The following is a 26,293-nucleotide window of genomic DNA, read 5'->3' on the forward strand; positions in this document are numbered from 1 at the left end:
GAAGGTCGCGTCATCAGCACTTGGGCAGACGTAATCAACCGCGCTAACCTGGGTATGGAAGTAATGCACGAGCGTAACGCTCACAACTTCCCTCTGGATTTGGCTGCTGGCGATCTTGCTCCTGTAGCTCTAAGTGCTCCTGCTATCAACGGTTAATTCTGAAGATTAACTAAATAAGAAAGCGCCCTCCGTTAACGGAGGGCGCTTTTTGTTTAAATGGGTAGAATTCGCTATCCTATTGTTAAAACGCATATTTCCACGTTCACCTAAATCAGCGCAAAAATCTGCTTTATTTCTCATTTTTTACATTTTTTGCAATTGGTTCTTCTCAATTCAGCTTCTCTGAGTGATTTTGTGCTTCTTAGTCTAAAGTACAGATATAAGGATGCGAGGAGGAATCATGGTGCAGATACAAAAGCTAGGACAGATTATCATCCTGAATGGTGTTCCGCGATCGGGGAAGTCGAGCATTGTTGCAGTGATTCAGGAGACATTTGATGGTCTGTGGATGAATTTGGGTGTCGATAGGTTTATGCAAATGACTCCCGCACGACACCTGCCTGGGATTGGTCTGCGACCGGGGGGAGAACGCCAGGACATCGAACCCTTTGTTCCCATTTTGTACAGCGCCATGTATGAGTCTATCGCTGCCCATAGCCGCTTGGGTCTTAATGTCGTGGTTGATGTCGGACACCATGACGCTTACGCAATAGAGCGAGGCATTATAGTTGATAGTGCCCGACGTTTGAAAGGATTGCCAGTTTTGTTCGTAGGCGTTCACTGCCCCATTGAGATCGTTATGGAACGGCGACAAAATACGGGGTGGAATATAGGAAGTACAGCCGACTCTCCAATCCCACATCCGGTTCAGTTATGGCAACGTGAAGTCCACATTCCTGGCATCTATGACCTTGAAGTGGATACCTCGTTGTTAAGCCCAGGTGCGTGTGCGGAGGTGATACGCCAGCGCCTCGCAGATAGTCCAGTCCCGTCGGCATTCCAACGACTCGCTACACAATATATTTAAGCTGTAGTTATGACTGCGATCGCTATATTTGGTATGAATTTGTAAAGTGTGTGATTCTATTAAGTTGAAAGGGAAATTCAATCCCTTTTCACTAATTCTGTAAGAAGTCTACTTAACTCGACAGAATTTGCGATCGCTATCACTCTGAGGATATTGCCAAGAATAGGCAAAGTGGCTAACTCCCTTCAGTTGAGGGGCAAATTGTCGAAGTGCCTGCATTTGCACTTCCAAGGATGGACGATTACTGACAGATTTTCCCCACTGACCAGCTAAAGCCGGGATTATACGCGTACCCGGTTTTGCCATACTCAAAACCCGTTGCACTTGCGACACGATACAACTAACATTACCGCAATTCCCATAAGCCATAGGATGCCACTCTAATGTACTGGGAAACCGATCCCAAGGTTGCAAACGGGAATCATACCCTTGTCCGACAGTTTGGTTGCCATTAGGAAAAAACACGACTCCCGTAGAAATACCTTGCTGCTTTGCCGGGTAACTAGCAATAGTGACGAAATCTATAATTCCTTGCATGGCGTGGGCAACGGCAAGCTGCCACAACTCCCATTGTAAAACTGGTTGTCTATCGGTTGCAGATAGGATTGACTTTTGCGCTAGTGGGATGCGTCCTTGCCAGAGGGGTTCCCCTTCTTGGGGATAAAGTTTATCAACTTCCGCTACATCTCCGACGCTGACGAATCCCCGACTCAAAAAGCGGCGAATTAACTCCAGCCCTTTATAATTCTGTGCCCGTTTAAATAAAGCTTCTTGGGTTGCGGGAGTAAATAGCCATAAATCTGAAACTTTGGTAGCGATAGAATCACTTCCTGCTTGCCGAGGATAACGCACGTAATCCAATAGCAAGCCATCTGGGCGACGGCGCAAAACTTGTTGTACTAATTGGTAATAATCGCGTTTTGCTTGCAGGTTGTAGGGATCGATAAATAGTTGAGAGCCATTATCTACCACATATAGGCTGGTTTGACCTTTGCCATTACGAGCGATCGCACTTTCTCTATCTGGGCGCTGGGCGTAAGTATAGCCGAAATTTGTGGTAAACATCCAGGCATAGACTTTCAAACCACGTTGCCGACCTTTTTTAATTGCCATAGCGAGTATATCGGTATTTTCTGCCCCTGGAGTGCGAATTACAGCAGGCCAAACCGTCGGGTTAGCTTTTGCTGGTAAAAGTACCTGCCCATCGTAAAATACTTCTATATAAACTTGGTTATAGCCATGATTAACAATTCGATCCATAATCTGATCGATTATTCCTGGCTGAATGTCGCAAGGATACAAGCGTAACCAAATGGCTTGGGTTTGCGGCCAAGTCCGAGAGCGACATTCCTTTAATTTCTGTGCTTGTTCTTGTATTATGCTTTGGTAGCGCGTTTGAGCATCTTGTTTGCCTTTGAGGGCTGACAAACGCAAGTTTTCTTTTTGTTGCGCCGCAGCTGATGGTAACTGACAATACTCAGTTACTTGCGCCCTTGCTGGTTCGCTTCCCAAATTTGGGAGCAACAAACTACTAGTAAAAACAACAGCGCATAAGCGCCGCCAAAATAATATTGATCTTGCAACGTTCAAGGGACAGTTAGACATACCTACCAGTAGATGAACAAATTCAAAATTCAAAAAAGTTTCAGACAGGAATTTAAACTCCGACTGTAACTTGCTTACCACAGGGTAACTGAGCAAAGGCGAAGTGGCTCTAACTCTAAGCTACGTGTTGACGTTCGGTCTTAAAGCTTTTAATTTGCGATAATCATCTATCCCAACTCAAATAATTGTGGGCAGCGTGTATCAAATTATATAGTCAAATACCAAGGGTTTTAAAACCTATTTTTTCAAGAATCTCAAAAATCTATTTCTGTTGCCGTATTCTTTTATAGCGGTTTCCAGTGCATGAAGTAGATATCAAAACTTCACCCGCATTGTTAAGGCATCGGCTCACATTGTTAATATATCAGCTTGGATTGTTAATGCAATTTTCAAGTAGATGAGCTACAAAATGCAGAACTTAGGCATCATACATAAAAAGTTTCTACTTCCTGCCTCCTGCCTTGACAAACAAAATAGCCAGGAGTCAAAACTTGTGACACCTGACTATTGATGATGGAGTAAGCAATAGTTAATAGCTAACCGCCACGTTTCAACGCCGTCTCTACCTGCTGCAACTCTTTCTCTAGACGATTTTTGAGTTTTTCAGGTACGGGACGATTTGGATAAGAGCTGTAGTGTCCAGCTAGGGAATTGAGGGCTGTTCGTATGGTTGTAAACGAGCCAAGACCAGAAACAGAGTTAACTCGCTGGTAACGAGCCGAAAAGTCATTAATTTTTTGACGCGCTTGTGCTTGAATTGCTGCTTTGTCTGGTGAATCTTGTGAAAGATCCAGAGCTTGTCTCATAATATTGACCACAGCTAAGGTGTCTTGACGATAATCCCCAGTCAAACTATCTGGACTGCCAGAACAACCCATTAAGCCGATAGCTACAACTAAAACCAGCGCAAGCAAACGCGACCAATAGCGCTTCATATGCATTAAGTAAAAGAATACTAAATCAACGTCCATCCTATCTTGGATTGGTAACTTGGGGATCAATTGAATAAGGAGTGGGAAGTGGGGAGTAAGGAGAGACGTGATTAACCACGTCTGTACTAGGGAGTTAGCAGTGCTGTTTCACTTCTTCAAAAGCAGTCATCTACAAGCCTCTTGGGCAAAAATCAGGTGATTAAAAAATCTGATTGGACAATTATCGCCGCTATATTTTCTTTGCGAAGTTATGGAATTAGAGGTTGATGGGATTTAATCAACTAATTTTCCCTACCTCAATTTTTGCAATTTCAGCATCGTAATACATATCATCAGCCACAAAAAACCGACTCCATAACCTGCAATTATGTCTGTGGGCCAATGAACTCCTAAATATAAGCGGCTGATACCAATAGCAGCAATTAAAATAACCGTCCAACTATAAATAACTTTGGAGAAAGTAGGATAGTGAATTGCTAATTCGTAAGCAATAAAACCATAAAGTACCATAGAACCTAGCGCATGACCGCTAGGAAAACTAAAAGATTTTTCAGAAATCAAGCGATGCCATAATTCCGGGCGAGGTTTAGAAAAAAACAACTTTAGCCCTGTATTTAAAATTAACCCTCCTAAGCAAGCAAATACAAAAGCTTTCGCTTCTTCTTGATAACGTCGCCACCAAAGTAACAAGATACTAATGCCTGCAACTACAACCACTGTACTAGGATTACCAAGATTTGTAATAAACACCATTAAATTATCTAAATTTGGATTGGCAAACTGATGTAGCCATAATAGAAAAGTAGTATCAAATTTAAAAGCATCTCGCTCCAAAACCTCTTCAGCCAGTTGGGCTAAAACAAAAATTACTAGTAGACAACTAGCAAGTCCAACAAGACCAATTGTTGCAATTAAGGAAGCTAAATGAGGATGTATATGATGCAACCAGAAATTAGAAATTTGTCGGAGCATACTTTAATGTCATTCGTCGTTATAAGGCGTAACCACGATTAGTCTTTTCTGCTTTAGAGCGGTGAATAGGATATAGAATTTGAGTATCGATACAAGAACCATAGATGAACCGATAGTACCAAAATAGAGGGCATCTTTATTTGCTAAAATGCAATCACTCAAATGGGTGACGCACTTTTTTCTCCTTTTGCACGGAAAAGAATAGGACAACTGCCAGTAGGATAAAGGCGATCGCTGAAGCATAGCCTCTTGGCAGTGAGAGACCGCCATCTTTGACTGGTTTGGTAAGAAAATCTCCGAAGGTGGCTCCGAAGGGTCGTGTGAAGATGAACGCGAGCCAGAATAGGAGAATATCGCTCAACTTTGTTACGTAGTGAAGGGTGATGACAACACCAATAACGCTGGCCGTCATTAATGCGCCCTGGATATAGCTCAATCCCAAGTTGCTTGTCAGAAAGTCACCAAAGGCCGTTCCCAAACTGTTGGAGAACACGACAGCCAGCCAATAGGTGGTCTCTGCATCTTTCCTCATGATCGGATAAACGCTCAGATCCCGATCCCGGTAGTACCAGATGGCAAGAACGCTCAATAGACTGGCTACCAGGATAAGCGATCCCACTGCGTAGCCCAGCCCAAGAGATCGATCCATCAGGTCTGAAACTTCGGTTCCAGCTGTGGTTGTTGCGATGATGGCCAACCAATAAAGGACTGGACGATAGCTGTCGGATTGAATTTGAAAAAATAGTAAAATAGTTAGAATAGCGAACGTTACAGCAAAAGCTACGTAATACCCCAGCTCAAGAGACATTGAGATGTAGTCACCTGCCGTCTCGCCAAGGGTTGTGGCAATGATCTTCATGATCCAGAAGAAAATTGTGACTTTTGCAACTTTGTTCATTTATTTTTCACAATAAAAAATAGTAAGTCAGCGATCGCTAATCAGTCTTGTCGGTCAATCTAGCAGTAGAGCTAATCTCTTCTGCTTAAGACTTAAGTAAATAACCAGGCTTCCGATTATAGAAAGAAAAAGTGTACTGGTTTCTACAGTACCAAAACATAATGTAGGATATAACGCCTAAACCAAGATTCAGGGTTACTGACAGAAAATCTATTGCGGTTTCACCTACTGTGGTTGCTAAAATCTTAGTAATCCAGAAGTAGATTGTAATCTCTGCAACCCTGTTTAACATCTTCTTCTTAATTTTTACGTATAAGTGAGATTACATCACATCTTAAAGTTAGCTTTATTGCCATAAATTACTGAGTGATTGTACTTTACACAGCAAAAGTCAAGAAATAGTCAAGATTTAATTGAAAGCGGAATTTTATCTGAATATAAGTATTAAAAATAGCCGAAATGTCTAGTTAAAAATTAATTTCACTATTTGATATTAAATTTAATGAGTTCAAACCAATATTGACTATTTCTGGACTTTTATTATTTATTGTAAAAAGACAAACCCAGACTTAAAGTAATTTCACAAGTATGAAAACTTCAACAAAAATGATTTTGGTAACAGCTTTTATTAGTACTTTGGGACTTGCTGGATTGTCTAGAGTTGTGTCTGCAAAACAACCACAATCTTTCGTAGCAATTGCGCGTCAGCGTCATAGCGCTACTCAAGTTGCTGAAGCCAGTGATGGTGACGGTGAAAGCAACGACGATGCACAAGAAGCGGCAAAACTGCAACCGCTAGCTAAAATTACAGCACAACAAGCACAGCAAGCAGTTGAAGCATCAGTGGGAGGTAAGGCAAAAAGTGTCAAACTCAAAAATGAAGATGGCAACTTAGTTTATGCTGTAAAAATTGGTCAACAAGATGTTAAGGTCGATGCTGGTAATGGCAAAGTTCTCTACGCTGAAAATGCCAATCAACAAAATGAGAAGAATGAAGCCACTCGTCCTAAGAGTAGTATTCAAGTTAAAGAAAGTGGTGATGGCGATCGCGAAACCAATAATGATAACAAGTAGCTAGGGAATTTAAAATCAAATTGTCAAGAAGTTGGTAAACGCACAGTAAAACAACTACCAACTCCTAATTGACTCGTAAGACTAATTAATCCACCGTGATTTCGGGCGATCGCTTGAGCGATCGCCAGTCCTAAACCAGAACCACCAGACCAATAAGAACGAGATTGATCTGTTCGCCAAAAACGCTCAAAAACCTTGTCCATATACTCTGGTGCAATTCCCATACCTGTATCTTGCACGTTGATATAAAGCTGGAAACCAACACGACTGATTTTAATTTCTACTACGCCTCCTGATGGTGTATAGTAGATTGCGTTTTCAATTAAGTTGGTAAACAGTCGCGTTAATTGAACTGAATCACCTATTAGCTGAAAATTAGCAATTAATTGAAATTTCAAGTTAACTTTTTTTGCTTCAGCTTGAGGTTTATACAGTTGTATTATATTCTCTAATATTGATGTTAAATTGAGAGTATCCCTATTTTGATTGGAAACTTTATCAGTGCGTGCTAACATCAGTAAGTCTTCTGTAAGGCGAGTCATCTGATTAGTAGCATTGGCGATCGCCTGAAACTTTTCTGCATCTTTTGGGCCTATTTCTTCTGGATATTCTAACGGTAACTCAGCATTAATTTTGATAGCCATTAACGGGCTGCGTAGTTCGTGGGAAGCATCAGCAGTAAACTGTTTAAGTCTTGCAAAACTCTCCTCAATAGGTTGCATTGCTTGACGAGTTAGTAAAATTCCGCCAATACTACTCAGAACTAAAGTTATAATAATCCCACCACTTAATCCCAAGTCTAGTTTTTGGAGGGTTTCATCAAATTCTTCTAAAGATTGACTTACCCTTACATACCCAACTAGCTGATCTTTATCGTTAGCAATGATTGGTACAGTTACTGCTTGGATAGGAATTTTACCAGCCTGAACTTGTACAATTTTGTTTGGTAAAAAAGGTAAAGTTAAAACAGTTTTTCCTTGTTGGGTAATCAAATTTCCTTGAGTATCAAACCACTGTAAAGCTTGATGATAAGCAATTAAGTCTTGTGGACGAAAGTCACTTTCAAACGTTAGGCGGCCTTTTTCAAATTCTACATTTGCAGCTGCACCTTTCCCTATAGCTAAGAGTTTATCTGTGATTTGTTCAGTTAAGCTGCGAGTGAAAGCAAATCGGACTGCGATCGCAAATATTCCTAGCAGTGATGCGAACACAAATAAATAAGATAACAATAAACGATATCTAATTTTTTTAAACATATTATTTATTGTTGTGAATTTTTAATTGTTTTTTGAAAAAATGAATAATATTATATTTTTTTGAAGTTACTTTACTTATGTCCTAGACGATAACCAATGCCATAAATATTTTCAATTAAGTTTTCTGAACTTCCAGATGCTCTCAGTTTATTCCGTAGATTTGTAATATGAGTTTTAATACTTCCTTCTCCCGAAGATTTATCAAAATCCCACAGTTTGTCAAGAATTGACGAACGAGTGATAACTTGATTTGGGTTTATCAAAAAATATTCCAAAATCATATATTCTTTAGGAGTTAATGATATGATATTTCCTATATAAGTAACCTGTTGAGTTGCTGGGTCTAGTTGTAAATCACCGTGGATTAAAATTTGGGGGCGAATCTCTGGAGTTCTTCGAGCTAAAGCCCTAATACGTGCTGCTAACTCTTTTAATTCAAATGGCTTAACCAAGTAATCATCAGCACCAGCATCGAGTCCTATAATTTTGTCACCTGTTGTATCTCGTGCCGTCAGCATTAAAATTAGAACATTAGATGAAGTAGCGCGTAAACGCTGACATAGAGTAATTCCATCTAATTGAGGAAGCATTAAATCTAATAAAATTAGCTCATATAATGCTGATTGTGACCATTCCCAAGCTGCCAAACCATCATTTGTTATATCGACAATATGGTGTTGTCGTCTTAAAAATTCAGCTAATGGTTTGGCAATGCGATCGTCATCTTCAACTATCAAAATTTTCATAATGCTCCACCTCTAAATTATTAGGGCTTGCTAACACTGAGCAAGGATTACCTTACCTACAAAGTTAATCTTAATTTTTTTACCATAGATTCTTAACTATCTGAATGTTAATACAATTTTTGAGGTAGCCCACAATGCCTGGTTACACACCGCATTTATTGATAAACATCCTTCCGATGACCTTGCTAATGGCCCTTCAAGCAAGGGGATTGATGACTTTTTTGCTCCAGAAATCAATACTAAAGTAGCTTTGTAAAATACAGTATTAGAGCAAAATACAAGTCTTGGCTTGTTATTTTTTATGGGCTTGATGTTACCTGTGTATGGAGACAACGCAAGCAAATCAGTTAGGCGTTGAAGATTAGCTTTTTTAAGCGAACTCGTAAAATCTGTTTTTCTCTCTGATCTCTTTGTGCCTCTGCGGTTGAAAAGCAATTTATTTAACCGCAGAGGCGCAGAGAACACAGATTAAAGAGATTGAAAAGGAATTTTTTTCTAACTTTTAATTTTCTGATAAAGAGTATCTCGTTGTTGGTAAGGTCTTCCTAAAGAAGCGATCGCAGTTTGTAAGGTTTCCACTTCCATACACGTACCGCCCAAAGCACCTGCCATTGTGGTAATATGCTCCTCCATCAAAGTGCCGCCGATATCGTTACAACCCCAAGTTAAAGCTTCTGTCGCACCTGCAAGCCCCAGTTTTACCCAACTCTGCTGATGGTTGGGAATCCAATTACCTAAGTAAATCCGCGCTACAGCCCCTAATAGCAGTGCATCACTCAAAACTGGTTGATCGCGTCCAACACGGCGACGTAAGGATTTGGGTGCTTCTTGGCCAACGAATGGTAATAAAATAAACTCTGTAATTCTTGCTGGATATCCCTGATTGATGGCGGTTTTTTGGAGCGATCGCAATTTTTCTAAATGTCCGATTTGCTGTTGGTGGGTTTCAATATGCCCAGATAACATGGTGGTAGTAGTATGCAAGCCTAATTTATGAGCGGTGCTGACAATTTCTAGCCAAGTCGCTGTGTCAATTTTCTCTGGACACAATATCCGCCTTACTCCATCGTCTAATACTTCAGCTGCTGTTCCCGGCATTGAGCCAACACCAGCATCGCGCAAAGCAGTAATTACCTCAGCATATTCCAGTCCGTCAAGTCTGGCGATAAATTGCACTTCTTGGGGAGAAAAAGCGTGTAAATGTATCTGAGGAAATTCTTGCTTGATGGTTTCTATAACTTTAAGGTAGTAGGGCAAAGATTTACCATTTATCAGTGCTTGTGGATTTAATCCCCCCTGCATACAGATTTCTGTCGCACCCCGTTGTACTGCATCTGTGGCTTTTTCCAAAATTTGCGCCGAATCTAACCAGTATGCATCGGCATCACCATCATCTCGACGGAAAGCACAAAAACTACAGTGCTGCTCACAAATATTCGTAAAGTTAATATTACGGTTAATTATGTAGGTGACAGTATCGCCTGCTTGTGTGTGGCGGAGTGTATCGGATGTAGCACGTATTGCTGCGATCGCCTCTGGCTCTGTTTGTTGTAACAATACCACTCCCTCTTCGGGGGATAAGTCGTATCCCATCAAAGCACGTTCCAGAATTGTTTCAAACGCAATTTTTGTCAGCATTACTTTCTTAATTTCTCGGTAAATTTTAATTTTATGAGCTTGGAAATAATAAAATTCTACTTAATAAATATATCAATTTCTAGAAAATACTAAGCTCGAATATAAGTTTTAACTTTAAAGCTATTGCAATCTCTTACCTTGTCCTATCACACTACCTTTTTATAGTTTATACAATCCATTAACAAAAAAATAGTGTGGTTTAACCACAACTATTTTGAGTGATTAATCTACATCTTTGTATTAACAGGAATCTTTAGTACAACTTTAAGATTACTAATTTGCCCTTGCTTGTGGTTTTCGTCGATGTTGTATTGGCAATCCAATCGCCATGCCAATACCGACAAAGGCTGTAAAGTAAAATAAACCAATCAATCGGATGTAAATTGGTGGTGCGATCGCTTTTATTTGCAACGCTACATCTGCGATCGCTTATTCTATGACGGTATCTTTCACCTGTAGTAATAATTGCAACTTTCTACAATCGTAAAATTATGAGACAAAGTACTTATTTTTGACCTTGCATAACTAATTTCAATAGACCAAAAAGTTCTGCGATAACTTTGTGATGGATAGCCACAGACACAATTATTGTACAAAAACCATATTATAAGATACATTTTTGATAAATTTGTTGAGAAATTTAAGATAAGTAAAACTAATAAATTAACCAAAAAGTAAGGGTAGCTCTCGTACCATCTGTAAGTTAGGAAGCAGCACGAATAGTCACACTTAGGACATAAGATTGCAATGCCTCTGTCATTTAGATAGGTTTTACTAAACCTTACGTCGGTGTTAATATAGGTAATCTTCATGAATGAAAAAGAAATAGCTGGCTAAGTATACTAGTACAGCTTATACAGAGTCTTATTCATCTGTTTTCAGTGATTTATTGTTCACTGCTAACTGTAGAAGTCAAAATGCCTACCGAATCAATCATTAAATATCGTTTTATCTACGAGGTACAAAATGACAGTTCAATCTTCTAGTTCGGTTCAGCAAAAAGTCAGCCGTCAAGTACTATCAGTACCTGTACAATCAGCGCTCTATGTTGCACTGTGTTCTTTGACTTTATGGACAATTTATTTCAGTACATACCCTGCTATTCATGACACAACTCATACTCTGCGTCACCACACACTGATGGTAAGTTGCCATTAGTTGATTGAGTCAATGATTAGCAGGAGTTCACAAATAAATGGCTTTATTTAAGTGGTCTAAGCTGATCGGTGTAATTTGCACGCTCGGAATTGTTCTGTATGCTTTGATCGGACTTGCACAATCCCCTCAACCATCGGTGCGGCTAACAACCAATCCACCGATTAATCAGGTTCAACCCCTTGAGGCTGAAGCCACTACAGTGTTAGGTTCGGGGCACTACAATTCGCCAGTGCAGCTGATGCTGCAAGCTGTGGATGCTCAAGGGCAATCTTTAAAGGATGCCAAAATCCGTTTGCAATTGTTCACCCGTCCTAAAAACCCCTGGTTCACAACAGATTTTCCGATCGTTGAAGGGACAAAGTTGCTGGATATTGAGGGCAATGCACCAACAGGTCAGTTGCAGGTTCAACAAACCCTGCCGATCCGGGGAACGTATCAACTCCAGGTAGCAGTTACTCCACTTGTTGCCAATGCGTTTCAGCCGATTCAGCAAACGCTGACACTGACGCTACCGGAAAATTCCTTAAAGTTCCGCTACTTTGGCATCCTGGTTGTGATTTTGCTAGCAGTTGGGCTAATAGGAGGTTGGGTGATTGGAGGTAGACAACCAATTCAACCAGGAGAAATTGCCCCGCAACAGGTGCGATTGTTGTTGAGTGGATTGATTGTGGTAGCGATCGCTGCACTCCTCTGGGTCAATATCAGTGCTGAATTTGCCGAATCACACCATACGATGTCAATGCCTGGTATGGGAGAAGAAGTTCCGCGCTCTAGTAAGCCCGCTAAATTACAGTCTCAAGGACTTAATATGCAACTATCGGGTGACGAAGGTGCAACGGTGGGTCAACCTGCCAAATTGCAAGTCAGCGTCAGCGATGCCAAAACTAGCCAACCCGTCACAGATGTCGTGTTGAAGGTAACAACCACCCAACTAGAAAATAATTGGGTGGCGTTTGCTTATGAGGGTACTCCAGACAGCAACGGGAAATTAACGTGGGAGCAAGAGTTCTTTGATGGCGCCCCCCATAGCATTGTTGTAGAGGTTGCGCCGCAAGCAAATGCAACCCGGCAATTTCAGCCATTCCAAGTTGCAGAGAATATTCCCGTCGAAGGTGTTGCTCCGCCGATGTCTGTGCGGTTGATTTCGCTGACTTACTTCACTGGAATTGTGGTAATTGGTTTGCTGCTGGGACTGTGGTTGCGACATCGGCAGACTCCGCGTACCGGGTTGACTTTGAATCGTAGTGTTTCGTAAGTCAGCGTCAAAAAGTTGTAAATACATTTGCCCTTAGTTTGTTCGCCCAATGACCAAACAGGCTGATTGCCTAAAATCCATGTCGGATACTATCGAGTATTCGACATGGATTTTTATAAACACAGGATCAAAAATTGAACGGAAGCAATTTATCTATGAATCATCAACACGTTATATTCGTCTGCACGAATTGTGAAAGTAGCGATCGCCCAAAACAGCATACTGCTAAAAGCGGTGGCGAACAGCTGCTAAAGGAATTACAAAGCCAATATCATGATTGGATGTTGCAAGACGAGTTTTCAATTCAACCTGTTAAATGTATGGGTGTTTGCGATCGCCCTTGTGCAATTGCTTTCGTCTGTTCTGACAAGCATACCTACTTATTCGGCGATCTGCCTGTTGACACTGAATGTGTAGAAAAAACAGCAGCAGCCGTACTTGACTGTGCTAGTCAGTATCATGCCAAGCCTGATGGTATGCTTTCATACGCCAAGCGCCCAGAACTGCTCAGAGCCGGAGCGATCGCCCGGATTCCACCTCTGCCCCCGTGTTAATAGACATTTTCCTAAGTTCCTTAAATACTTATGTCAGTACTTGTTGCTTTGATTACTATTTAGAAAAATATCAGAAGTTAAATTCTTTGGAGTTGGATTTAAATAAAGCACTTCAAAACCGATTGTCAGATGGCATCAGACAAAGACAACACAAAATTGTTATAGACTATAATTACTAATTCATCTAAAATATTAAGAGTAATTGCAAAATATTAGCAATTATTTAGCGCTAACCGTAACCAAATATCATGCCCAACAACTTCGCTCTAGGTGACGGAAAACCTTGGAGCCGCCGTCAATTATTGAAGCTAGGACTAGCAGGTGCTGGCGTGACTGGTGCAGCTGGACTTTGGCAGATGCTAAATCTACAAAGTCAGTCAATCGTCAAAGTGCCACCACTCAATATGGAAGCACCAGACGATGCTACTAACCCGATGAAGATGTTAAGGGATTTTGATTATGGGACGGTGAAGCAAGAAAATGGGCGGACGATCCGAGAATTTCAGTTAACTGCGGGTACTTCCATAATCAATATCAATAGTGCTGTCTCTTACAACATCTGGGATTTAAATGGTCGCATACCAGGGCCAACGCTACGGGCAAAACAGGGCGATCGCATCCGGGTACTATTTCTTAACAAGGCGGGACATTCTCACTCTTTGCATTTTCATGGCGTTCATCCGGCAGAAATGGATGGTGTTCGCCCAGTCAGGAATGGTAGTGCCACAATTTACGAATTTGATGCTGAACCTTATGGCGTTCACTTATACCACTGCCATATTGAACCAGTTACGCGTCACATTGCCAAGGGACTATATGGGATGTTCATCATCGATCCACCTACGCCCCGTCCTCCGGCTGATGAGATGGTGCTAGTGATGGGTGGATATGATGTGAATGATGATAGCCATAACGATTATTACGCCTTCAACGGTTCGCCCCACTATTACATGGATCATCCGATTCCAATTTACAAAGATCAGTTGATTCGGCTATATATTCTCAACATCATTGAATACGATCCGGCAGTAACGTTTCATCTCCATGCCAACTTTTTTGATGTCTATCGCTATGGCATGAGTATGAAGAAGAGCGAGAAAACAGATGTGATTACGATGGGTATCGCAGAAAGGCACATTTTAGAATTTGCTTTTCATTATCCAGGTAAGTATATGTTCCATCCGCATCAGGATGCGATCGCAGAAAACGGTTGCATGGGTCAATTTGAAGTACTTGCCCAGAGCAATCAAAAGACTGTTAACAATTCATAACAAAATAAATAGTAATTTCTATTCAGTCTAAGTACAAAGTACTTAATTGGTAATTAATAAAATTTTAAATCAAATAGTTGATAAAAAATATCATTATATGCGAAAGTAAAATATATGACAGTTTGTCAAACAAACTATCTTTGAGTAATAGTTTGAAGCATTTGAACCAATACCTTTTAAATTGTGCGAGGAACAGAAATGAAAAAATTTCGCTATATCTGTTTAACAGTGGCAGCTGCGGCAATAGTTACCTTAAGTTCCTGTAGCAGTACACCAACCGCAGAAAATCCCTCAGCACCAGTTACTAGCCCTCAAGCTACAGAGGCAGTAAGTGAAAACAGTCATAGTGGTCACGGTGACAAAGAAAAAATTAATATCAACACTGCGATATTATCAGAATTGGATAAATTTGAAGCCAAACTAGGGGTTCCGGCATTATCCAACAAAATTCAGGCAGGTCGTCCCTACGGTAGTCCACAAGATTTAGTTACTAAAAAAGTAATTACTCAAGAACAGTTCGACCAAATTAAAGACCAGGTTGGTGTTCAAGAAGTGGTACTCACAGGTGAGGCAAAAGATGTTGACTATATGTCTAAATTAGGCTTAATGAAAGGGCATCTTTTGGTAGCACAAGAATTGCTGGATCAAAATCAGCCTAAACAAGCAGAACCTCATATTGGACATCCAGTTGAGGAAATTTACGTTGATGTAGAAGATCAATTGAATGAACGAAAAGTCAAAGAATTTAAGACAACTTTAGTAAGTTTGCAAGATTTAGTGAAATCTAGTCCGAAGAATAGCAAAGTTAAAACTAATTTTACTTCTTCAATGCAAGCGGTTGATGGAGCGATCGCAGCTTTGCCAGCAGATCAACGCTCAAAACCAGGATTTGTGCTACAGGTAATAAACGAACTACTAGATTCAGCTAACTCCGAATATGGCGCGGCGATCGCAAATGGAAAAGTAACCGCGCCAATTGAGTATCAAGACTCCCGTGGTTTTGTCTTTTACGCCAATGATTTATACAAAGGAATTTCTAGTCAAGTAGCTCAAACAGATGCCGAAGCACACAAAGCGATCGACACTAGTTTTGCCGAACTAATAAAAGTTTGGCCCGCCGCCATCCCACCAGCACAAGCAGTCAAAACACCGAATGATGTTACCAAGCTAGTGAAAACCATTGAGGAAAACTCTCAAAAAGTGGTTGACAAATCTAATACCCAAGCACTGCGATAACACTTTAATTTAATGGGAAGTATAGGTTAAGGAGTTTAAAATGAGGAAATCATTAGAAGTTACGAATTACGAATTACGAACTTCTAACTCCTAACTAATTACACCCCATTCGTTACTTGAACTAACAACTGATGCAAGAACTTGACCACAAAAAGACTATTGACCTGCTGAACGCCATCATGGAATTTGAACTAGCAGGGGTAGTGCGCTACACACATTATTCTTTGATGGTAACTGGGCCTAACCGTATTCCAATTGTGGCTTTTTTCAAAGCACAGGCAAGTGAATCTTTACTTCATGCCGAACAAGTGGGAGAAATTCTCACCGGTTTAGATGGGCATCCCTCCCTGAAAATCGCCCCAATGGAAGAAACCTACCAGCATAAAGTCAAGGATATCTTGGCAGAAAGCTTATCCCATGAAAAAAAAGCATTGGATCTGTATAAAGATTTGCTTGAAACTGTCACCAATGCCAGCATTTACCTGGAAGAATTCGCTCGCGGTATGATTGGCCAAGAAGAGATGCATAATCTCGAATTGAAAAAGATGCTACGCGATTTTGGTTAATAGTCATTAGTCATTAGTCATTAGTCAAAAACAAATTCAAAGGACAACTGACTAATGACAAAAGACAAAAACAAAGGATAAAAGATGGATTTTAGTACTGCTCTACCTACTTTTGTAATAACACTCCGAGAAGGAGTAGAAGCTGCCCTTGTTGTTGGCATTGTGCTAGCTTTGCTCAAAAAAGCTAAACAATCCCGGCTCAATTCATGGGTATATGCTGGTGTCGGCGTTGGCATTGTCGTTAGTGCCTTAATCGGTGTGTTATTCAGTTGGATAATTCAAGTACTGGGAGCGCTTAATCCTCAATACACCTCCGTAGTTGAGCCAGGGCTAGAAGGTGTGTTTAGTGTGTTAGCGATCGCAATGCTCAGTTGGATGCTAATCTGGATGACTAAACAAGCCAGATTCATGAAAGCTACAGTTGAGGGAGCAGTAACAGAAGCGCTGATACAAAACTCAAATGCTGGCTGGGGTGTTTTTACTTTAATTTTAATTGCCGTTGTCCGCGAAGGCTTTGAAACTGTTCTCTTCGTTGCAGCTAATTTTCAACAGGGATTAATGCCAGCATTGGGAGCTGTTGCTGGTTTGATAGGGGCATCTGCTGTTGGAGTGCTGCTATTTAAATGGGGTGTCAAAATTAACATCCGCCAGTTTTTCCAGGTAATGGGCGTTTTATTAGTGTTGATTGTCGCTGGGTTGGTAGTTTCAGCCTTAAAACATTTTGACGATGCTGTAGCTAACCTTGCCCTTAGCAGTCGTGCTACAGAAAGCCTTTGTTTTTATTACGAACGTTTTACTAAAGTCCACTCCTGTATTTTGGGGCCAATAGTTTCCAATACTTCCACAATCTTGCCTGACGAACAGTTTCCTGGGATTATCCTCAAATCTTTATTTGGTTACAGAGACAATCTCTATCTTGTGCAAGCAGTGGGATATGTGACGTTTTTACTCACCATTGGAGGACTGTATTTCCGCAGCCTTGGAGGTGCTGCTCCTGAAGGTAGAAAGAATACCTCCTTTGCTCAAAAATAAATTAATTCTGCAAAAGATTAAAAGCACAGTCAGTTACCTCGTTTGCAGTCTCCCTTATTCCCAGTCTATGACTGGGAATTGTCTTTGCGATCGCTTACTATCTAGGTTGTAGGACTGCGGATTGCTTATAGTCTAAACTTGGGCTATGCTGATGTCGAGTAGAAATAGCTACCTTATGTTAAAGCCACAGTTGATATTTTTGCCATTGGAATTGAATACAAATGTTTTCAAGTAATCAAAAAGGCAATGAGCAAAATTTTTATATTAAATTCCTTACTGTTACTTTCTCAAATACCCAATCCAGAAGCAAAGTTTTTAGATTTAAAAAATAAACTAGAAAAGAAAGGGTTTCAGGTAATCATTGCACTACCACCAAAGCGAGGAGCTTATGGGTTACTAAGAGAAGCTGACAAAAAAATCTGGATTAATCCCGTAGTGTTTGAGTTACATATTGGGACTCAAACACTAATCCATGAAACTGTTCATGCAGCACAGGTATGTGCCGGAAAAGGAAAAATAAAAACTTTAGGTTTAAATATTCAACCAAGTAATTATGCTCGACCATTTTTTATGCACTATACTGATGTCAAACGACAAGATTTGGAAAAAGAAGCCTATGCAGTACAAACTCAACCTAATAGTTTTGAATTAGCCGTATCTCTTCTTCAACAACACTGTAAATAGTTAGTTTTTTAGATGGGATTGAGCCACCATTATTTAACTGCGACGTTCTCCCATTACTCAGCTAACTCTGTGGTGCAAACAACGCTTGCTTAAGCTGCTGACAAGCCTTTTCAATTGCATCTATACTACCTGGATTTATCAGACCAAAATAATCAAACACATAGACTCGGTTATTTTTAGTTGCTTGCAGTTGTTGCCAAAAAGTTTCCTTTTTCAATGAATCTAAAAGTGCCGCTTCCGAATTTCCTTGTGGAGGATTAACTAAAATTATTACCTCTGGATTGGCTTCTAAAACTTTCTCAGCCGAAAGCGTCACATAGCCAGCAATTGGGCTTTTTCCTTGTAAATCTGCTGCGATATTTTTCGCCTGGAATTTCGCCAGCAAATCTCCTGCCCAACTATTTTTATTCGGTGCTAAAATTGGTTGACGACTAACCAGCGCTAAAGTAGACGGACTCTGAGTTGGCTTATCTGGCAAGAAAGTTTTATAACGATTTAACAAAAGCTGAGGATCGGCATTAATTGACTGAGCCAGTGTCTTTGTAAGTTCTTCTAGAGATTCCCAGCTATTCACTTTAGTAAGCAAAGTCGAAATTCCTAGCTGCTGAAGTTTTTGAATTGGAATGTTAGAAAAACCTTCAGCACCAATAACTAAATCTGGTTTGAGTGCTACCACTTTTTCTAAATTTGGCGGATTTTGACCTTCGCTAACGCGGGGAATATCTTTGAATCTGGAGTCATTCTTAAATAATCTACTACCAGTAATTCCAACAATTTTTGTTTGATCGAGTTGAGAGATAATATCAGCCGATAGAGAAGAAAGAGCAACGACTCTTTTTGCCGATCCTTTTGGTAATTGCTGAGAGTTCGTGTTAGTCGCCTCAGTGGTATTTTCCACTTTTGTTTGTAGTTGCTGAGTGTTGGCGGTGGTGCAAGCAACTAAAACTATACTCAACAAAATTGCTAAAGCAGATAAAAGCCAACGACGATGCATATTAAAATTCATTATAGTAAGTAAAAATGGTAAAATATTAGTATTTATAATTGTAATTACTAATGATACTATCGGTTTAATTACGAATTACGAATTAATAATCTAATTGTTCCAATACCCAGTTAAACTTATTTGGTCTGCATCCAATTTTCACCAACACGCGCCTCTACTAATAAAGGCACACTCAATTGTACTGCATTTTCCATCACCGACTTAATTTGCAGTTGTAATTCTTCCCACTCATCAGGGGGAATTTCAAACACTAATTCATCGTGAACTTGCAACAATAAACGCGCCTGATAATTATTCAAAATTTCATGCAATCTTACCATTGCAATTTTGATAATATCAGCATTGGAACCTTGAATTGGTGCATTAGCCGCAGAGCGTAATAAACCTGCATCCAAAGCACCCAAATTCTTCAATTTACTCAGTTCGATATCTTCTGGGTTACTGCCTTTTAATTTACGTAAACTGTTATTAGTAAAGTTAAAATAACGACGACGACCGAAAATAGTTTCTACATAACCAAGAGCGATCGCTTCTTTTTTTACTCGCTCCAAATATGCAAATACTTTCGGATATCGTTCATTAAACCGCTTAATGAACTCGTTGGCAACGGTCTTATCTATCCCAGTTGAGCGCGAAAATCTTAGAGAACCCATTCCATAAATCACACCAAAATTGATAGTTTTTGCCATCCCTCGTTCTTCTGAGGTTATATTTTCTTTTTCAAACACTAACCGCGCCGTCACAGTGTGAACATCTTCATTTTGCTGATATGCTTGCACTAATATCGGCTCTTGACTCAAATGAGCCAAAATCCGCAATTCAATTTGTGAGTAATCAGCAGCCACCATTAACCAGCCAGGTTCGGGCAAAAATGCCTTGCGAATTTGACGACTAAAAGCTGTACGAATAGGGATATTTTGCAAATTCGGATTAGAAGAAGATAACCTACCAGTTGATGTTGCTGCTTGATTAAAATCAGTATGCACTCGCTGGGTATCTGGACGCACTAATGCAGGTAATGCATCAACATAAGTAGACTTTAATTTAGATAGGGTGCGATACTCAACGATCGCTTTAACAAATCCAGTGTTATCATCTTCTTGAAGTCTTTCTAGTGTTGCTGCGTCTGTAGAGTAGCCCGTTTGAATTTTACGAGAATGTCTGGTGCTTAACCCCAATTTTTCAAATATAATTTGACTCAATTGCTTAGGAGAACCCAAGTTAAAATTTTCTCCAGCTATTTCAATTGCTTCCTCTTTTAATCTGGCTAACTCAGTTTCTAAATGCTGCGAAAGTTCTTGTAAATAAGCTGAATTAATGCGAACGCCTGTATATTCCATTTGAGCTAAAACTGCTTCTAGCGGCTGTTCAACTTCCACGAATAGCTTAGATAAAGCTGGAATTTTATCCAATTCTTCACGCAATTTCGCCACTAAACCAAAGGTAGAATAAGCATCCATACCGCAGTAATCTGCGACGGCGGGAATATCTATATCAGCGATGGTTTTGCCTTTAGGAACTAAATCTAAGTAACTTTTTGCTATCAATCCCAAATATCGCTGCGATAAATCCATCAAATTATGGCTAGAATCTGGATTTAGAATGTAACTTGCCAACATGGGATCAAACACCACTCCCGCCAAATTAATTCCTTGACATCTAAAAACTAAGCGGTCAAATTTGGCATTCTGTAAAGCTTTGGGATAATCGGTACTTTCGAGAATTGGACGTAGTGTTTCTAGCACCAAATCTTTATGCAAGTTTTCCCCAGTTTTGTGCCCGACAGGAATATAGGCTACGTCATCTAGTTTCGTTCCCCAGCAGCAACCAATTCCGACTAACTCAGCATCTCTTGGTTCTAAATCGGTGGTTTCAGTGTCCCAAGCAACGGGATTTTCTGGATTAGTGAATTTTTGTAAAATTTTCACTAACTCAGTTAATTTTGCTTCGGTGTTAATGATGCGTGGTGTAATTGGGGAAGTAGATTGTTGTGTAACTGCTGCTGTATCGCTAGCACTGAAAAACCACAAATCATTATCTTCATCAGCGCTTAACTCTAAGTTAGTATTGGGATTAATTGCGTCTATTTGGGCTTCTCGTTTTTCTTCAAGTTTGCCACCAAAACGTTGCTGGAGGTCGTTTATTTTACCTAAAAAAGACTTAAATTCTAACTTTTCTAAAATTGGTAATAAAACGCTTGTATCAAACCCTTTTAATTTGCAATCTTCTAAATCAAATTTTATAGGAACATCTAAAACTATAGTTGCCAAATAGCGAGACTTCTCGGCATCTTCTTTCCCATCTGCCAGTTTTTTCTGAGTTGCGCCTTTAATTTCATCTAACGCAGCATAAACATTCTCAAGTGAACCATAGGTATTTAGCAGTTGCACCGCCGTTTTTTCCCCAATTCCCTTGACACCAGGAATATTATCTGATTTATCACCACAAAGAGCTTTGAAATCAACAATTTGTGAAGGTAAAACGCCCATCTTCTCTTTGACTTGTTCTGCTTCAAATTCAGTGATGCTATTTGTAGAGCGCTTTAGGGCATCTGGACTAAAATTCAGAACAGTGATTTCTTTGTCAGAGTCGATCAGTTGAAATAGATCGCGATCGCCAGTCAAAATCTTCACTTTATATCCAGCAGCAGTTACTCGTTGTGCTAAGGTTCCCAAAACATCATCTGCCTCGAAACCAGGGGCAGTGAAAAAGGGTAGATTGAAGCCATTCAGTAACTCATGCAGGTTTGCTAAGTCGGGAATGAAATCTTCTGGCGTTTCCGGGCGATCGGCTTTATAAGTCTCATCAGCTTCATGGCGAAAAGTTGCCTCAGCCAAATCAAAAGCGATCGCCATTGCTTGGGGCTGTTGTGTTGCCATTACCTCCAGCAGGCACTTGACAAAACCAAAACATATACTCGTGGGAATGCCTGCTTTAGTACGCAGTCCTCCATCTCGCCCTTTGGCGAAAGCAAAGTACGAACGATAAGCCAGCGAGTGCCCATCTACGAGGATGAAGGTGGGGCGTGTTGCAGTTGCAGAAGTGATTTCAGACATAGCCCTATTTTAGCCAGAAGCTTTGTCAGATAGTTAGCAATTTCAGATACTCGTTTCGCTTGGTTTTGGTGACTAATAGCCCAGTTTTTGCATATTCTATTGATTTTGCATAGAATTTTCTAGATATGCCAATTTTTCCTACAACTCCCCACTGGTCGTTAGAGCCTGTTAACCTCGTTACTGGAACTTAAAATCTAAGAAATTATGCAGAAAGCATCTACTGACAATCAGGCTGCTGCAAAAGACATTAAACTACTAGTTTTGGATATAGATGGCACGATCGCTGGACACTCTAACACTATCAGCGAACCTGTAAAGCAAGCAATCTTTGCAGCCCAAGCACAAGGAATTCAAGTGGTGATCGCTACAGGTAGAATGTATTGTTCAGCCTTGCGCTTTCACCAAGATATAGGCTCTACCCTACCATTAATGGCGTATCAGGGAGCCTGGATTCAAGACCCAATCACCCAAAAAATTCATCGCCATTGGGTTGTTTCCAGGGAAATCGCCCACCAGCTAATCGACTATTTTGAACAGCCTGAATTGCGATCGCTTCTATCTGTTCACTTTTACATCAATGATGAGCTATACGTCCGTGAATTAACCAGAGAAACCAAAATTTATGCAGAACGTTCTGGTATTACCCCGATTCCCGTAGGTGATTTGCGTCAAACCTTAACGAATGAACCAACAAAAATTCTTGCATTGTCTGATGACATTGATGTAATAGACAAGCTATTGGGAAATTTGCGCCGCCAATACACGCCTGCTGAACTTTATCTCACAACATCTGTTGCTACATTTTTTGAAGCAACTAACGCCTCTGTAAATAAGGGAACTGCTGTACGTTACCTAGCTGAAGAATTGCTGGGATTACAATTAGCCAACGTTATGGCGATTGGCGATAACTTCAATGATGTGGAAATGCTGGAGTATGCGGGACTTAGTGTAGCTATGGGCAACGCACCAGCAGGAGTGCAAGCGATCGCTAAGTGGGTAGCTCCTAGCGTAGAGGAAGATGGGGTAGCAGTAGCAATTGAAAAGTTTTTGCTGTAGTCAGGCACTTTTTCAAACCTAACCTATATAAATCAGAAAGGACACCGACGACTGGCCGTGTTTCGTCTCGGTGCCCCTGCTGGTTCGCTCCTCACACACCTGCTAATGTATCCGAGGTGGTGCATTGAGTCAATAGCTATATAAAAAGTTTTTATTTTTGCCTAAGCGACATTAACGATTTATAACTCCAAAGGCGCAAAAACCCCCAGATTCTCCTCTAAAACAAATTTTAATACTGACTGAGTAGCCATGAGCAATCCGAGTCTGGCTTGGGTCAGTTCTGGTGACGTAATTTTTACCTCACCCCAAATCCGGCAATTAGACCAAAACTTTTCAAAAGCTTGGCTCAAATTCAGCGCTACTTTTTCCCATTTCACAGAACCGCTAACATCAGGGCACTCTATGTTGTCTACCACTTGTATTAATTCGCTAATTAGACGACGCTCATCTGGGTGATTGAGTCGTAGTGTTCCGTCGCAATTAAGCCAAGGTAGGGGGTTAGGAGAGATAATGTCCCAAAAAGCTGGACTAGTATTTGGAACTGGTTCTCTAAGTTTAATCAATCCCTCTCGATGAGCCAGAAGTACTAGCGAACAGCAGCGTGCATGAGCATATTCAATAGCAAACAATGAATTGGGCATTGGGCATGGAGCATGGGGTATTGGGCATTGGTTATTTGCCTCATCTTTCTCATCTTCTCCTGCTCCCCCTGGTTCCTGCTCTGTGCCCCCTATCTCCCCTGCTCCCTCCCAACTCCCGACTACGAGACTTTGTAGCCAAGTTGCTAAGGTTGAGTGAGTTAATTCAAAATGTATCCAACCAGGGGGAACTACTTGGATGCTAAAAATATCTTCACAAATCCTTGATAAATCAGAAGCGATCGCACTAGCAAGCTCCATCGCTTTTCGATTCTGAGATTTTGATAATCGCAGAGACACACTTGAGGTATAGAACACTCTCTTATTATCTCTACCTTTATATAGAAGAATTTTTTCGTCTTTTATGCATCCACTTTGTGCTTTATAGGTATCACTACTTATTAATTTTATCAAGCAACTATATAGTAACTGTTTAATTGACGTATATTTGCTAACTGGTAATTTATAATGCACGTAATATTATTTAAATAGTCATGTAAGATATATTTGCTACATTTTCGTCATCTATCTTGCGGTATAAATTTAATTTAGATAAAGAAAAATGAGAAGAGGATAAAATTTGATGAATAATCGATGAATAGTAAGTAACCTTTACTACCATCATTGTACAGTAGGAAGTATAACAAAAGAGTAGAGAGTAATTTGCTTTCTGTTCTTTGGATTGGCTGGCGCTGTTAGGCGTTAAGCCTGCCTCGCCAACACAAAGACACTCCTTGCACCCTTTTAATTTACGTCTTTGTTTTCAGCCGAACGTTCTTTGTTACCTATGCAATCTCCATCCTCCTTTTCTGAGGCATCACGGCCTTTTTTGACTTGGCAACGCATTCTTGACTGGGCTCAAGAACACTATCGCTGCCGTACCTTTAGCAAAGATGAGCGCATTCCAGCCCGGCCTGGATTGCTATATCTAGTGCAAAGGGGTGCAATCCGTATGGTAGGAACCGCCCAAGTTAGTGCGACTGCCAGTCAGCTAACGTCTCGACGAATCAACAGAACCCCAGAAGAAGCGTTCTTGGGTTTTGTGGGAGCGGGACAGCCATTTGAAATTGTTGCCCAATCACCATTCACACTCCAGGCTTACGCCCATGTCGATCAAACTGCGGTGCTGTGGATGTACTGGCATGATTTAGACAATTGGCCTCACTTCCGTCGCGAAGTTATGGATGCCTTTAGGTATCAGCACCAGCGTAAGCTGCTGTGGCTGAGTGCCTTGGGACAACGCCGCACAATTGACCGACTCTTAGGATTTCTCACATTGTTAATTGAGGAATATGGAGAGCCAGCAATGAGCGACACCGATCCAGATGTGATTCGCGGTTATTGTCTGCCCTTTCCCCTCACTCATGCCCAAATTGGTAGCGCGATTGGTTCGACTCGTGTCACCGTCACCCGTTTGATGGGTAAGCTGCGTCAACGTGGTTTAATCCTGACTCAAGGGGATAATCTAATATGCTTGCCAGCAGAGTCGATTAATAGAGCTGGTTAAGGTACAGTTCAGAGCGGCGATTTCCGCCACTCTGTCTGAGTATGATCGCTCTTGTCAGCGAATTTTCACAAACCCCGCTTGGGCAATCAGTTCCTGTCCCTGCTCAGTCAGTAGTAAGTTGGCGTAAGCGACACCTGCTTGCTGCTCAGTCTGACCATTCTGTTTGACCACTACAAACAGATTGCGGGTAATGGGGTATTTTCCTGATTGGAAAGCCTCAATGTTCAACTTGTTCCGTTTACCAGGACATTCAGACGGGAGGACAGAAGGTTCTTGGTATGGTGCAATGTATTGCCCTTGCGTGCGCCCCAACGGCAAGGACTTAATTGAGCATTGAGGAATCACTTCTGGGGCAGAAGCGTAGTAGATGCTACCAGGATTACCAGCCAATTTTTGTAAGGCTTGGGTGGTTGTAGAGATAAATTCTACATTGGAGCTGAAAGCTTGACCACCCAGGATGTCTTGGACAAAAAGTTCGGCAGTACCGCCATCAGTAATACGGCGAGAATAGGGCTTGATCGCAATATTGGGGCCGCCCACCTGGCTCCAATTATTAATTTTGCCCGTATAAATTGACTTTAACTGTTCTATCGTTAGTCCTGGTATATTGAGGTTGGGGTTAACTGCAACCGCTAAACCATCAATTGCCACAGGAATTTGTTTCAAACTGAACCCACGCTGTTGGGCACGGCTTAATTCTTGATCTAGAACTGGTCGGGAGGACTGGGCAAAGGCTAGTTGACCATCTATCAAGGACTGAATGCCAGTACCAGAACCAGGAGATGCATTACTGGGTTCTACATAGCGCAGCCGTAACTCTGGCCGCACGGCTTGAATTGCTGGATCAACTACTAATCGAATTGGTGCCCAAGATGTACTGCCTCCGTAATTAAATAATCCTGTAGGAACATCCTTTACTGAAGTGAAAGTATTGCCACTAGGTTGTTCCAATCCGGTTTGGGGCGTTTTGGTGCTACCAGAATTAATTGTATTTAGATTGACGCCAGACTTTCTAGTAAACCACCAAAAACCGCCAGCTATTAGCCCGGCGGTGATTAGGATGGATAATACAAGAATAGTTGTTTCATTTTTTTGGGACATAGTATAATTACCCGCGCCTCCATTC

25 protein-coding genes and 1 pseudogene are annotated in these 26,293 nt (G+C 40.9%); 13 read left to right on the top strand and 13 right to left on the bottom strand.

Annotation, left to right across the window (positions count from 1 at the left end):
* A pseudogene (locus tag V7K79_RS21010) lies at window positions 1-156 on the top strand (photosystem II q(b) protein); the annotation flags it as partial.
* Between the two features lie 244 nt (window positions 157-400).
* The gene (locus V7K79_RS21015; RefSeq protein WP_335050042.1) at window positions 401-1,027 is read left to right on the top strand and encodes a chloramphenicol phosphotransferase CPT family protein; all 627 of its coding nucleotides are present in this window, start codon (window positions 401-403) and stop codon (window positions 1,025-1,027) included.
* 108 nt (window positions 1,028-1,135) lie between these two features.
* Here V7K79_RS21015 and V7K79_RS21020 read toward each other — a convergent pair whose 3' ends face one another.
* From V7K79_RS21020 to V7K79_RS21040, 5 genes are all read right to left on the bottom strand, one after another.
* Window positions 1,136-2,632 carry a family 10 glycosylhydrolase gene (locus V7K79_RS21020; protein ID WP_335050044.1) on the bottom strand — a complete coding sequence of 499 codons (1,497 nt, stop codon included), beginning with the start codon at window positions 2,630-2,632 and terminating at the stop codon, window positions 1,136-1,138.
* Between the two features lie 536 nt (window positions 2,633-3,168).
* Window positions 3,169-3,573, bottom strand: a complete 405-nt coding sequence (gene psb27, locus V7K79_RS21025) for a photosystem II protein Psb27 (protein WP_335050425.1) — start codon at window positions 3,571-3,573, stop codon at window positions 3,169-3,171.
* A 282-nt stretch (window positions 3,574-3,855) separates the two neighbouring features.
* A complete protein-coding gene (locus V7K79_RS21030) occupies window positions 3,856-4,536 on the bottom strand; it encodes a phosphatase PAP2 family protein (RefSeq protein ID WP_335050046.1) in 681 nt (226 codons plus the stop codon).
* Window positions 4,537-4,690: 154 nt separating this feature from the next.
* Window positions 4,691-5,434 (bottom strand): COG4705 family protein, encoded by a 744-nt coding sequence (locus tag V7K79_RS21035; RefSeq protein ID WP_335050048.1) that lies wholly within the window; start codon window positions 5,432-5,434, stop codon window positions 4,691-4,693.
* An 85-nt stretch (window positions 5,435-5,519) separates the two neighbouring features.
* Window positions 5,520-5,726, bottom strand: a complete 207-nt coding sequence (locus tag V7K79_RS21040) for a hypothetical protein (RefSeq protein ID WP_335050050.1) — start codon at window positions 5,724-5,726, stop codon at window positions 5,520-5,522.
* A 296-nt stretch (window positions 5,727-6,022) separates the two neighbouring features.
* Here V7K79_RS21040 and V7K79_RS21045 point away from each other — a divergent pair, with 296 nt between their 5' ends.
* Window positions 6,023-6,508, top strand: a complete 486-nt coding sequence (locus V7K79_RS21045) for a PepSY domain-containing protein (RefSeq protein ID WP_335050052.1) — start codon at window positions 6,023-6,025, stop codon at window positions 6,506-6,508.
* A 23-nt stretch (window positions 6,509-6,531) separates the two neighbouring features.
* On the opposite strand, the gene V7K79_RS21050 is transcribed toward V7K79_RS21045, so the two are convergent.
* The 4 genes from V7K79_RS21050 to V7K79_RS21065 all read right to left on the bottom strand — a co-directional run bounded on the left by V7K79_RS21050 (window position 6,532) and on the right by V7K79_RS21065 (window position 10,559).
* Window positions 6,532-7,764, bottom strand: coding sequence for a sensor histidine kinase (locus V7K79_RS21050; protein WP_335050054.1), 1,233 nt, complete (start codon window positions 7,762-7,764; stop codon window positions 6,532-6,534).
* A gap of 71 nt (window positions 7,765-7,835) precedes the next feature.
* Entirely contained in the window at window positions 7,836-8,510 is a 675-nt protein-coding gene (locus tag V7K79_RS21055) for a response regulator transcription factor (RefSeq protein ID WP_335050056.1), read from the bottom strand.
* 495 nt (window positions 8,511-9,005) lie between these two features.
* Window positions 9,006-10,148 carry a 7,8-didemethyl-8-hydroxy-5-deazariboflavin synthase subunit CofH gene (gene cofH, locus V7K79_RS21060; protein WP_335050058.1) on the bottom strand — a complete coding sequence of 381 codons (1,143 nt, stop codon included), beginning with the start codon at window positions 10,146-10,148 and terminating at the stop codon, window positions 9,006-9,008.
* 273 nt (window positions 10,149-10,421) lie between these two features.
* Window positions 10,422-10,559: a hypothetical protein gene (locus tag V7K79_RS21065; protein WP_335050060.1), complete on the bottom strand. Its 138-nt coding sequence runs from the start codon at window positions 10,557-10,559 to the stop codon at window positions 10,422-10,424.
* Window positions 10,560-11,114: 555 nt separating this feature from the next.
* On the opposite strand from V7K79_RS21065, the gene V7K79_RS21070 reads away from it, so the two are divergent.
* From V7K79_RS21070 to V7K79_RS21105, 8 genes are all read left to right on the top strand, one after another.
* A complete protein-coding gene (locus V7K79_RS21070; RefSeq protein ID WP_335050061.1) occupies window positions 11,115-11,306 on the top strand; it encodes a CbtB-domain containing protein in 192 nt (63 codons plus the stop codon).
* Between the two features lie 37 nt (window positions 11,307-11,343).
* Window positions 11,344-12,561, top strand: a complete 1,218-nt coding sequence (locus tag V7K79_RS21075; RefSeq protein ID WP_335050063.1) for a hypothetical protein — start codon at window positions 11,344-11,346, stop codon at window positions 12,559-12,561.
* 155 nt (window positions 12,562-12,716) lie between these two features.
* Window positions 12,717-13,115 carry a DUF1636 domain-containing protein gene (locus tag V7K79_RS21080; protein WP_335050065.1) on the top strand — a complete coding sequence of 133 codons (399 nt, stop codon included), beginning with the start codon at window positions 12,717-12,719 and terminating at the stop codon, window positions 13,113-13,115.
* A 248-nt stretch (window positions 13,116-13,363) separates the two neighbouring features.
* A complete protein-coding gene (locus tag V7K79_RS21085; protein WP_335050067.1) occupies window positions 13,364-14,386 on the top strand; it encodes a multicopper oxidase domain-containing protein in 1,023 nt (340 codons plus the stop codon).
* Window positions 14,387-14,584: 198 nt separating this feature from the next.
* Window positions 14,585-15,622: a helix-hairpin-helix domain-containing protein gene (locus V7K79_RS21090; protein WP_335050069.1), complete on the top strand. Its 1,038-nt coding sequence runs from the start codon at window positions 14,585-14,587 to the stop codon at window positions 15,620-15,622.
* A 131-nt stretch (window positions 15,623-15,753) separates the two neighbouring features.
* Entirely contained in the window at window positions 15,754-16,188 is a 435-nt protein-coding gene (locus V7K79_RS21095) for a ferritin-like domain-containing protein (protein WP_335050071.1), read from the top strand.
* An 84-nt stretch (window positions 16,189-16,272) separates the two neighbouring features.
* Window positions 16,273-17,220, top strand: a complete 948-nt coding sequence (locus V7K79_RS21100; protein ID WP_335050073.1) for an FTR1 family iron permease — start codon at window positions 16,273-16,275, stop codon at window positions 17,218-17,220.
* 246 nt (window positions 17,221-17,466) lie between these two features.
* Window positions 17,467-17,904 carry a hypothetical protein gene (locus V7K79_RS21105; protein ID WP_335050075.1) on the top strand — a complete coding sequence of 146 codons (438 nt, stop codon included), beginning with the start codon at window positions 17,467-17,469 and terminating at the stop codon, window positions 17,902-17,904.
* Between the two features lie 61 nt (window positions 17,905-17,965).
* On the opposite strand, the gene V7K79_RS21110 is transcribed toward V7K79_RS21105, so the two are convergent.
* Both V7K79_RS21110 and polA read right to left on the bottom strand, forming a co-directional pair.
* Entirely contained in the window at window positions 17,966-18,898 is a 933-nt protein-coding gene (locus tag V7K79_RS21110; RefSeq protein ID WP_335050427.1) for an ABC transporter substrate-binding protein, read from the bottom strand.
* Between the two features lie 128 nt (window positions 18,899-19,026).
* Window positions 19,027-21,966: a DNA polymerase I gene (gene polA, locus V7K79_RS21115; protein WP_335050077.1), complete on the bottom strand. Its 2,940-nt coding sequence runs from the start codon at window positions 21,964-21,966 to the stop codon at window positions 19,027-19,029.
* 204 nt (window positions 21,967-22,170) lie between these two features.
* On the opposite strand from polA, the gene V7K79_RS21120 reads away from it, so the two are divergent.
* Window positions 22,171-23,022 (top strand): Cof-type HAD-IIB family hydrolase, encoded by an 852-nt coding sequence (locus V7K79_RS21120; protein ID WP_335050079.1) that lies wholly within the window; start codon window positions 22,171-22,173, stop codon window positions 23,020-23,022.
* Window positions 23,023-23,201: 179 nt separating this feature from the next.
* Here the strand turns inward: V7K79_RS21120 and V7K79_RS21125 are convergent, their stop codons facing one another.
* Window positions 23,202-23,921: a DALR anticodon-binding domain-containing protein gene (locus V7K79_RS21125; protein WP_335050081.1), complete on the bottom strand. Its 720-nt coding sequence runs from the start codon at window positions 23,919-23,921 to the stop codon at window positions 23,202-23,204.
* 526 nt (window positions 23,922-24,447) lie between these two features.
* On the opposite strand from V7K79_RS21125, the gene V7K79_RS21130 reads away from it, so the two are divergent.
* Window positions 24,448-25,167: a Crp/Fnr family transcriptional regulator gene (locus tag V7K79_RS21130; RefSeq protein WP_012412419.1), complete on the top strand. Its 720-nt coding sequence runs from the start codon at window positions 24,448-24,450 to the stop codon at window positions 25,165-25,167.
* Window positions 25,168-25,221: 54 nt separating this feature from the next.
* On the opposite strand, the gene V7K79_RS21135 is transcribed toward V7K79_RS21130, so the two are convergent.
* Window positions 25,222-26,268: a PstS family phosphate ABC transporter substrate-binding protein gene (locus V7K79_RS21135; RefSeq protein WP_335050083.1), complete on the bottom strand. Its 1,047-nt coding sequence runs from the start codon at window positions 26,266-26,268 to the stop codon at window positions 25,222-25,224.
* Window positions 26,269-26,293: the final 25 nt, after the last annotated feature.

The organism is Nostoc sp., from assembly GCF_036917575.1.
Taxonomy (GTDB): Bacteria; Cyanobacteriota; Cyanobacteriia; order Cyanobacteriales; family Nostocaceae; genus Nostoc.

Excerpts from the sequence above, each read along its gene's own strand:
- V7K79_RS21015 (WP_335050042.1), top strand. The coding sequence starts at position 401 with ATGGTGCAGATACAAAAGCTAGGACAGATTATCATCCTGAATGGTGTT.
- V7K79_RS21020 (WP_335050044.1), bottom strand. The coding sequence starts at position 2,632 with ATGTCTAACTGTCCCTTGAACGTTGCAAGATCAATATTATTTTGGCGG.
- psb27 (WP_335050425.1), bottom strand. The coding sequence starts at position 3,573 with ATGCATATGAAGCGCTATTGGTCGCGTTTGCTTGCGCTGGTTTTAGTT.
- V7K79_RS21030 (WP_335050046.1), bottom strand. The coding sequence starts at position 4,536 with ATGCTCCGACAAATTTCTAATTTCTGGTTGCATCATATACATCCTCAT.
- V7K79_RS21035 (WP_335050048.1), bottom strand. The coding sequence starts at position 5,434 with ATGAACAAAGTTGCAAAAGTCACAATTTTCTTCTGGATCATGAAGATC.
- V7K79_RS21040 (WP_335050050.1), bottom strand. The coding sequence starts at position 5,726 with ATGTTAAACAGGGTTGCAGAGATTACAATCTACTTCTGGATTACTAAG.
- V7K79_RS21045 (WP_335050052.1), top strand. The coding sequence starts at position 6,023 with ATGAAAACTTCAACAAAAATGATTTTGGTAACAGCTTTTATTAGTACT.
- V7K79_RS21050 (WP_335050054.1), bottom strand. The coding sequence starts at position 7,764 with ATGTTTAAAAAAATTAGATATCGTTTATTGTTATCTTATTTATTTGTG.
- V7K79_RS21055 (WP_335050056.1), bottom strand. The coding sequence starts at position 8,510 with ATGAAAATTTTGATAGTTGAAGATGACGATCGCATTGCCAAACCATTA.
- cofH (WP_335050058.1), bottom strand. The coding sequence starts at position 10,148 with ATGCTGACAAAAATTGCGTTTGAAACAATTCTGGAACGTGCTTTGATG.
- V7K79_RS21070 (WP_335050061.1), top strand. The coding sequence starts at position 11,115 with ATGACAGTTCAATCTTCTAGTTCGGTTCAGCAAAAAGTCAGCCGTCAA.
- V7K79_RS21075 (WP_335050063.1), top strand. The coding sequence starts at position 11,344 with ATGGCTTTATTTAAGTGGTCTAAGCTGATCGGTGTAATTTGCACGCTC.
- V7K79_RS21080 (WP_335050065.1), top strand. The coding sequence starts at position 12,717 with ATGAATCATCAACACGTTATATTCGTCTGCACGAATTGTGAAAGTAGC.
- V7K79_RS21085 (WP_335050067.1), top strand. The coding sequence starts at position 13,364 with ATGCCCAACAACTTCGCTCTAGGTGACGGAAAACCTTGGAGCCGCCGT.
- V7K79_RS21090 (WP_335050069.1), top strand. The coding sequence starts at position 14,585 with ATGAAAAAATTTCGCTATATCTGTTTAACAGTGGCAGCTGCGGCAATA.
- V7K79_RS21095 (WP_335050071.1), top strand. The coding sequence starts at position 15,754 with ATGCAAGAACTTGACCACAAAAAGACTATTGACCTGCTGAACGCCATC.
- V7K79_RS21100 (WP_335050073.1), top strand. The coding sequence starts at position 16,273 with ATGGATTTTAGTACTGCTCTACCTACTTTTGTAATAACACTCCGAGAA.
- V7K79_RS21105 (WP_335050075.1), top strand. The coding sequence starts at position 17,467 with ATGAGCAAAATTTTTATATTAAATTCCTTACTGTTACTTTCTCAAATA.
- V7K79_RS21110 (WP_335050427.1), bottom strand. The coding sequence starts at position 18,898 with ATGCATCGTCGTTGGCTTTTATCTGCTTTAGCAATTTTGTTGAGTATA.
- polA (WP_335050077.1), bottom strand. The coding sequence starts at position 21,966 with ATGTCTGAAATCACTTCTGCAACTGCAACACGCCCCACCTTCATCCTC.
- V7K79_RS21120 (WP_335050079.1), top strand. The coding sequence starts at position 22,171 with ATGCAGAAAGCATCTACTGACAATCAGGCTGCTGCAAAAGACATTAAA.
- V7K79_RS21125 (WP_335050081.1), bottom strand. The coding sequence starts at position 23,921 with ATGGAGCTTGCTAGTGCGATCGCTTCTGATTTATCAAGGATTTGTGAA.
- V7K79_RS21130 (WP_012412419.1), top strand. The coding sequence starts at position 24,448 with ATGCAATCTCCATCCTCCTTTTCTGAGGCATCACGGCCTTTTTTGACT.
- V7K79_RS21135 (WP_335050083.1), bottom strand. The coding sequence starts at position 26,268 with ATGTCCCAAAAAAATGAAACAACTATTCTTGTATTATCCATCCTAATC.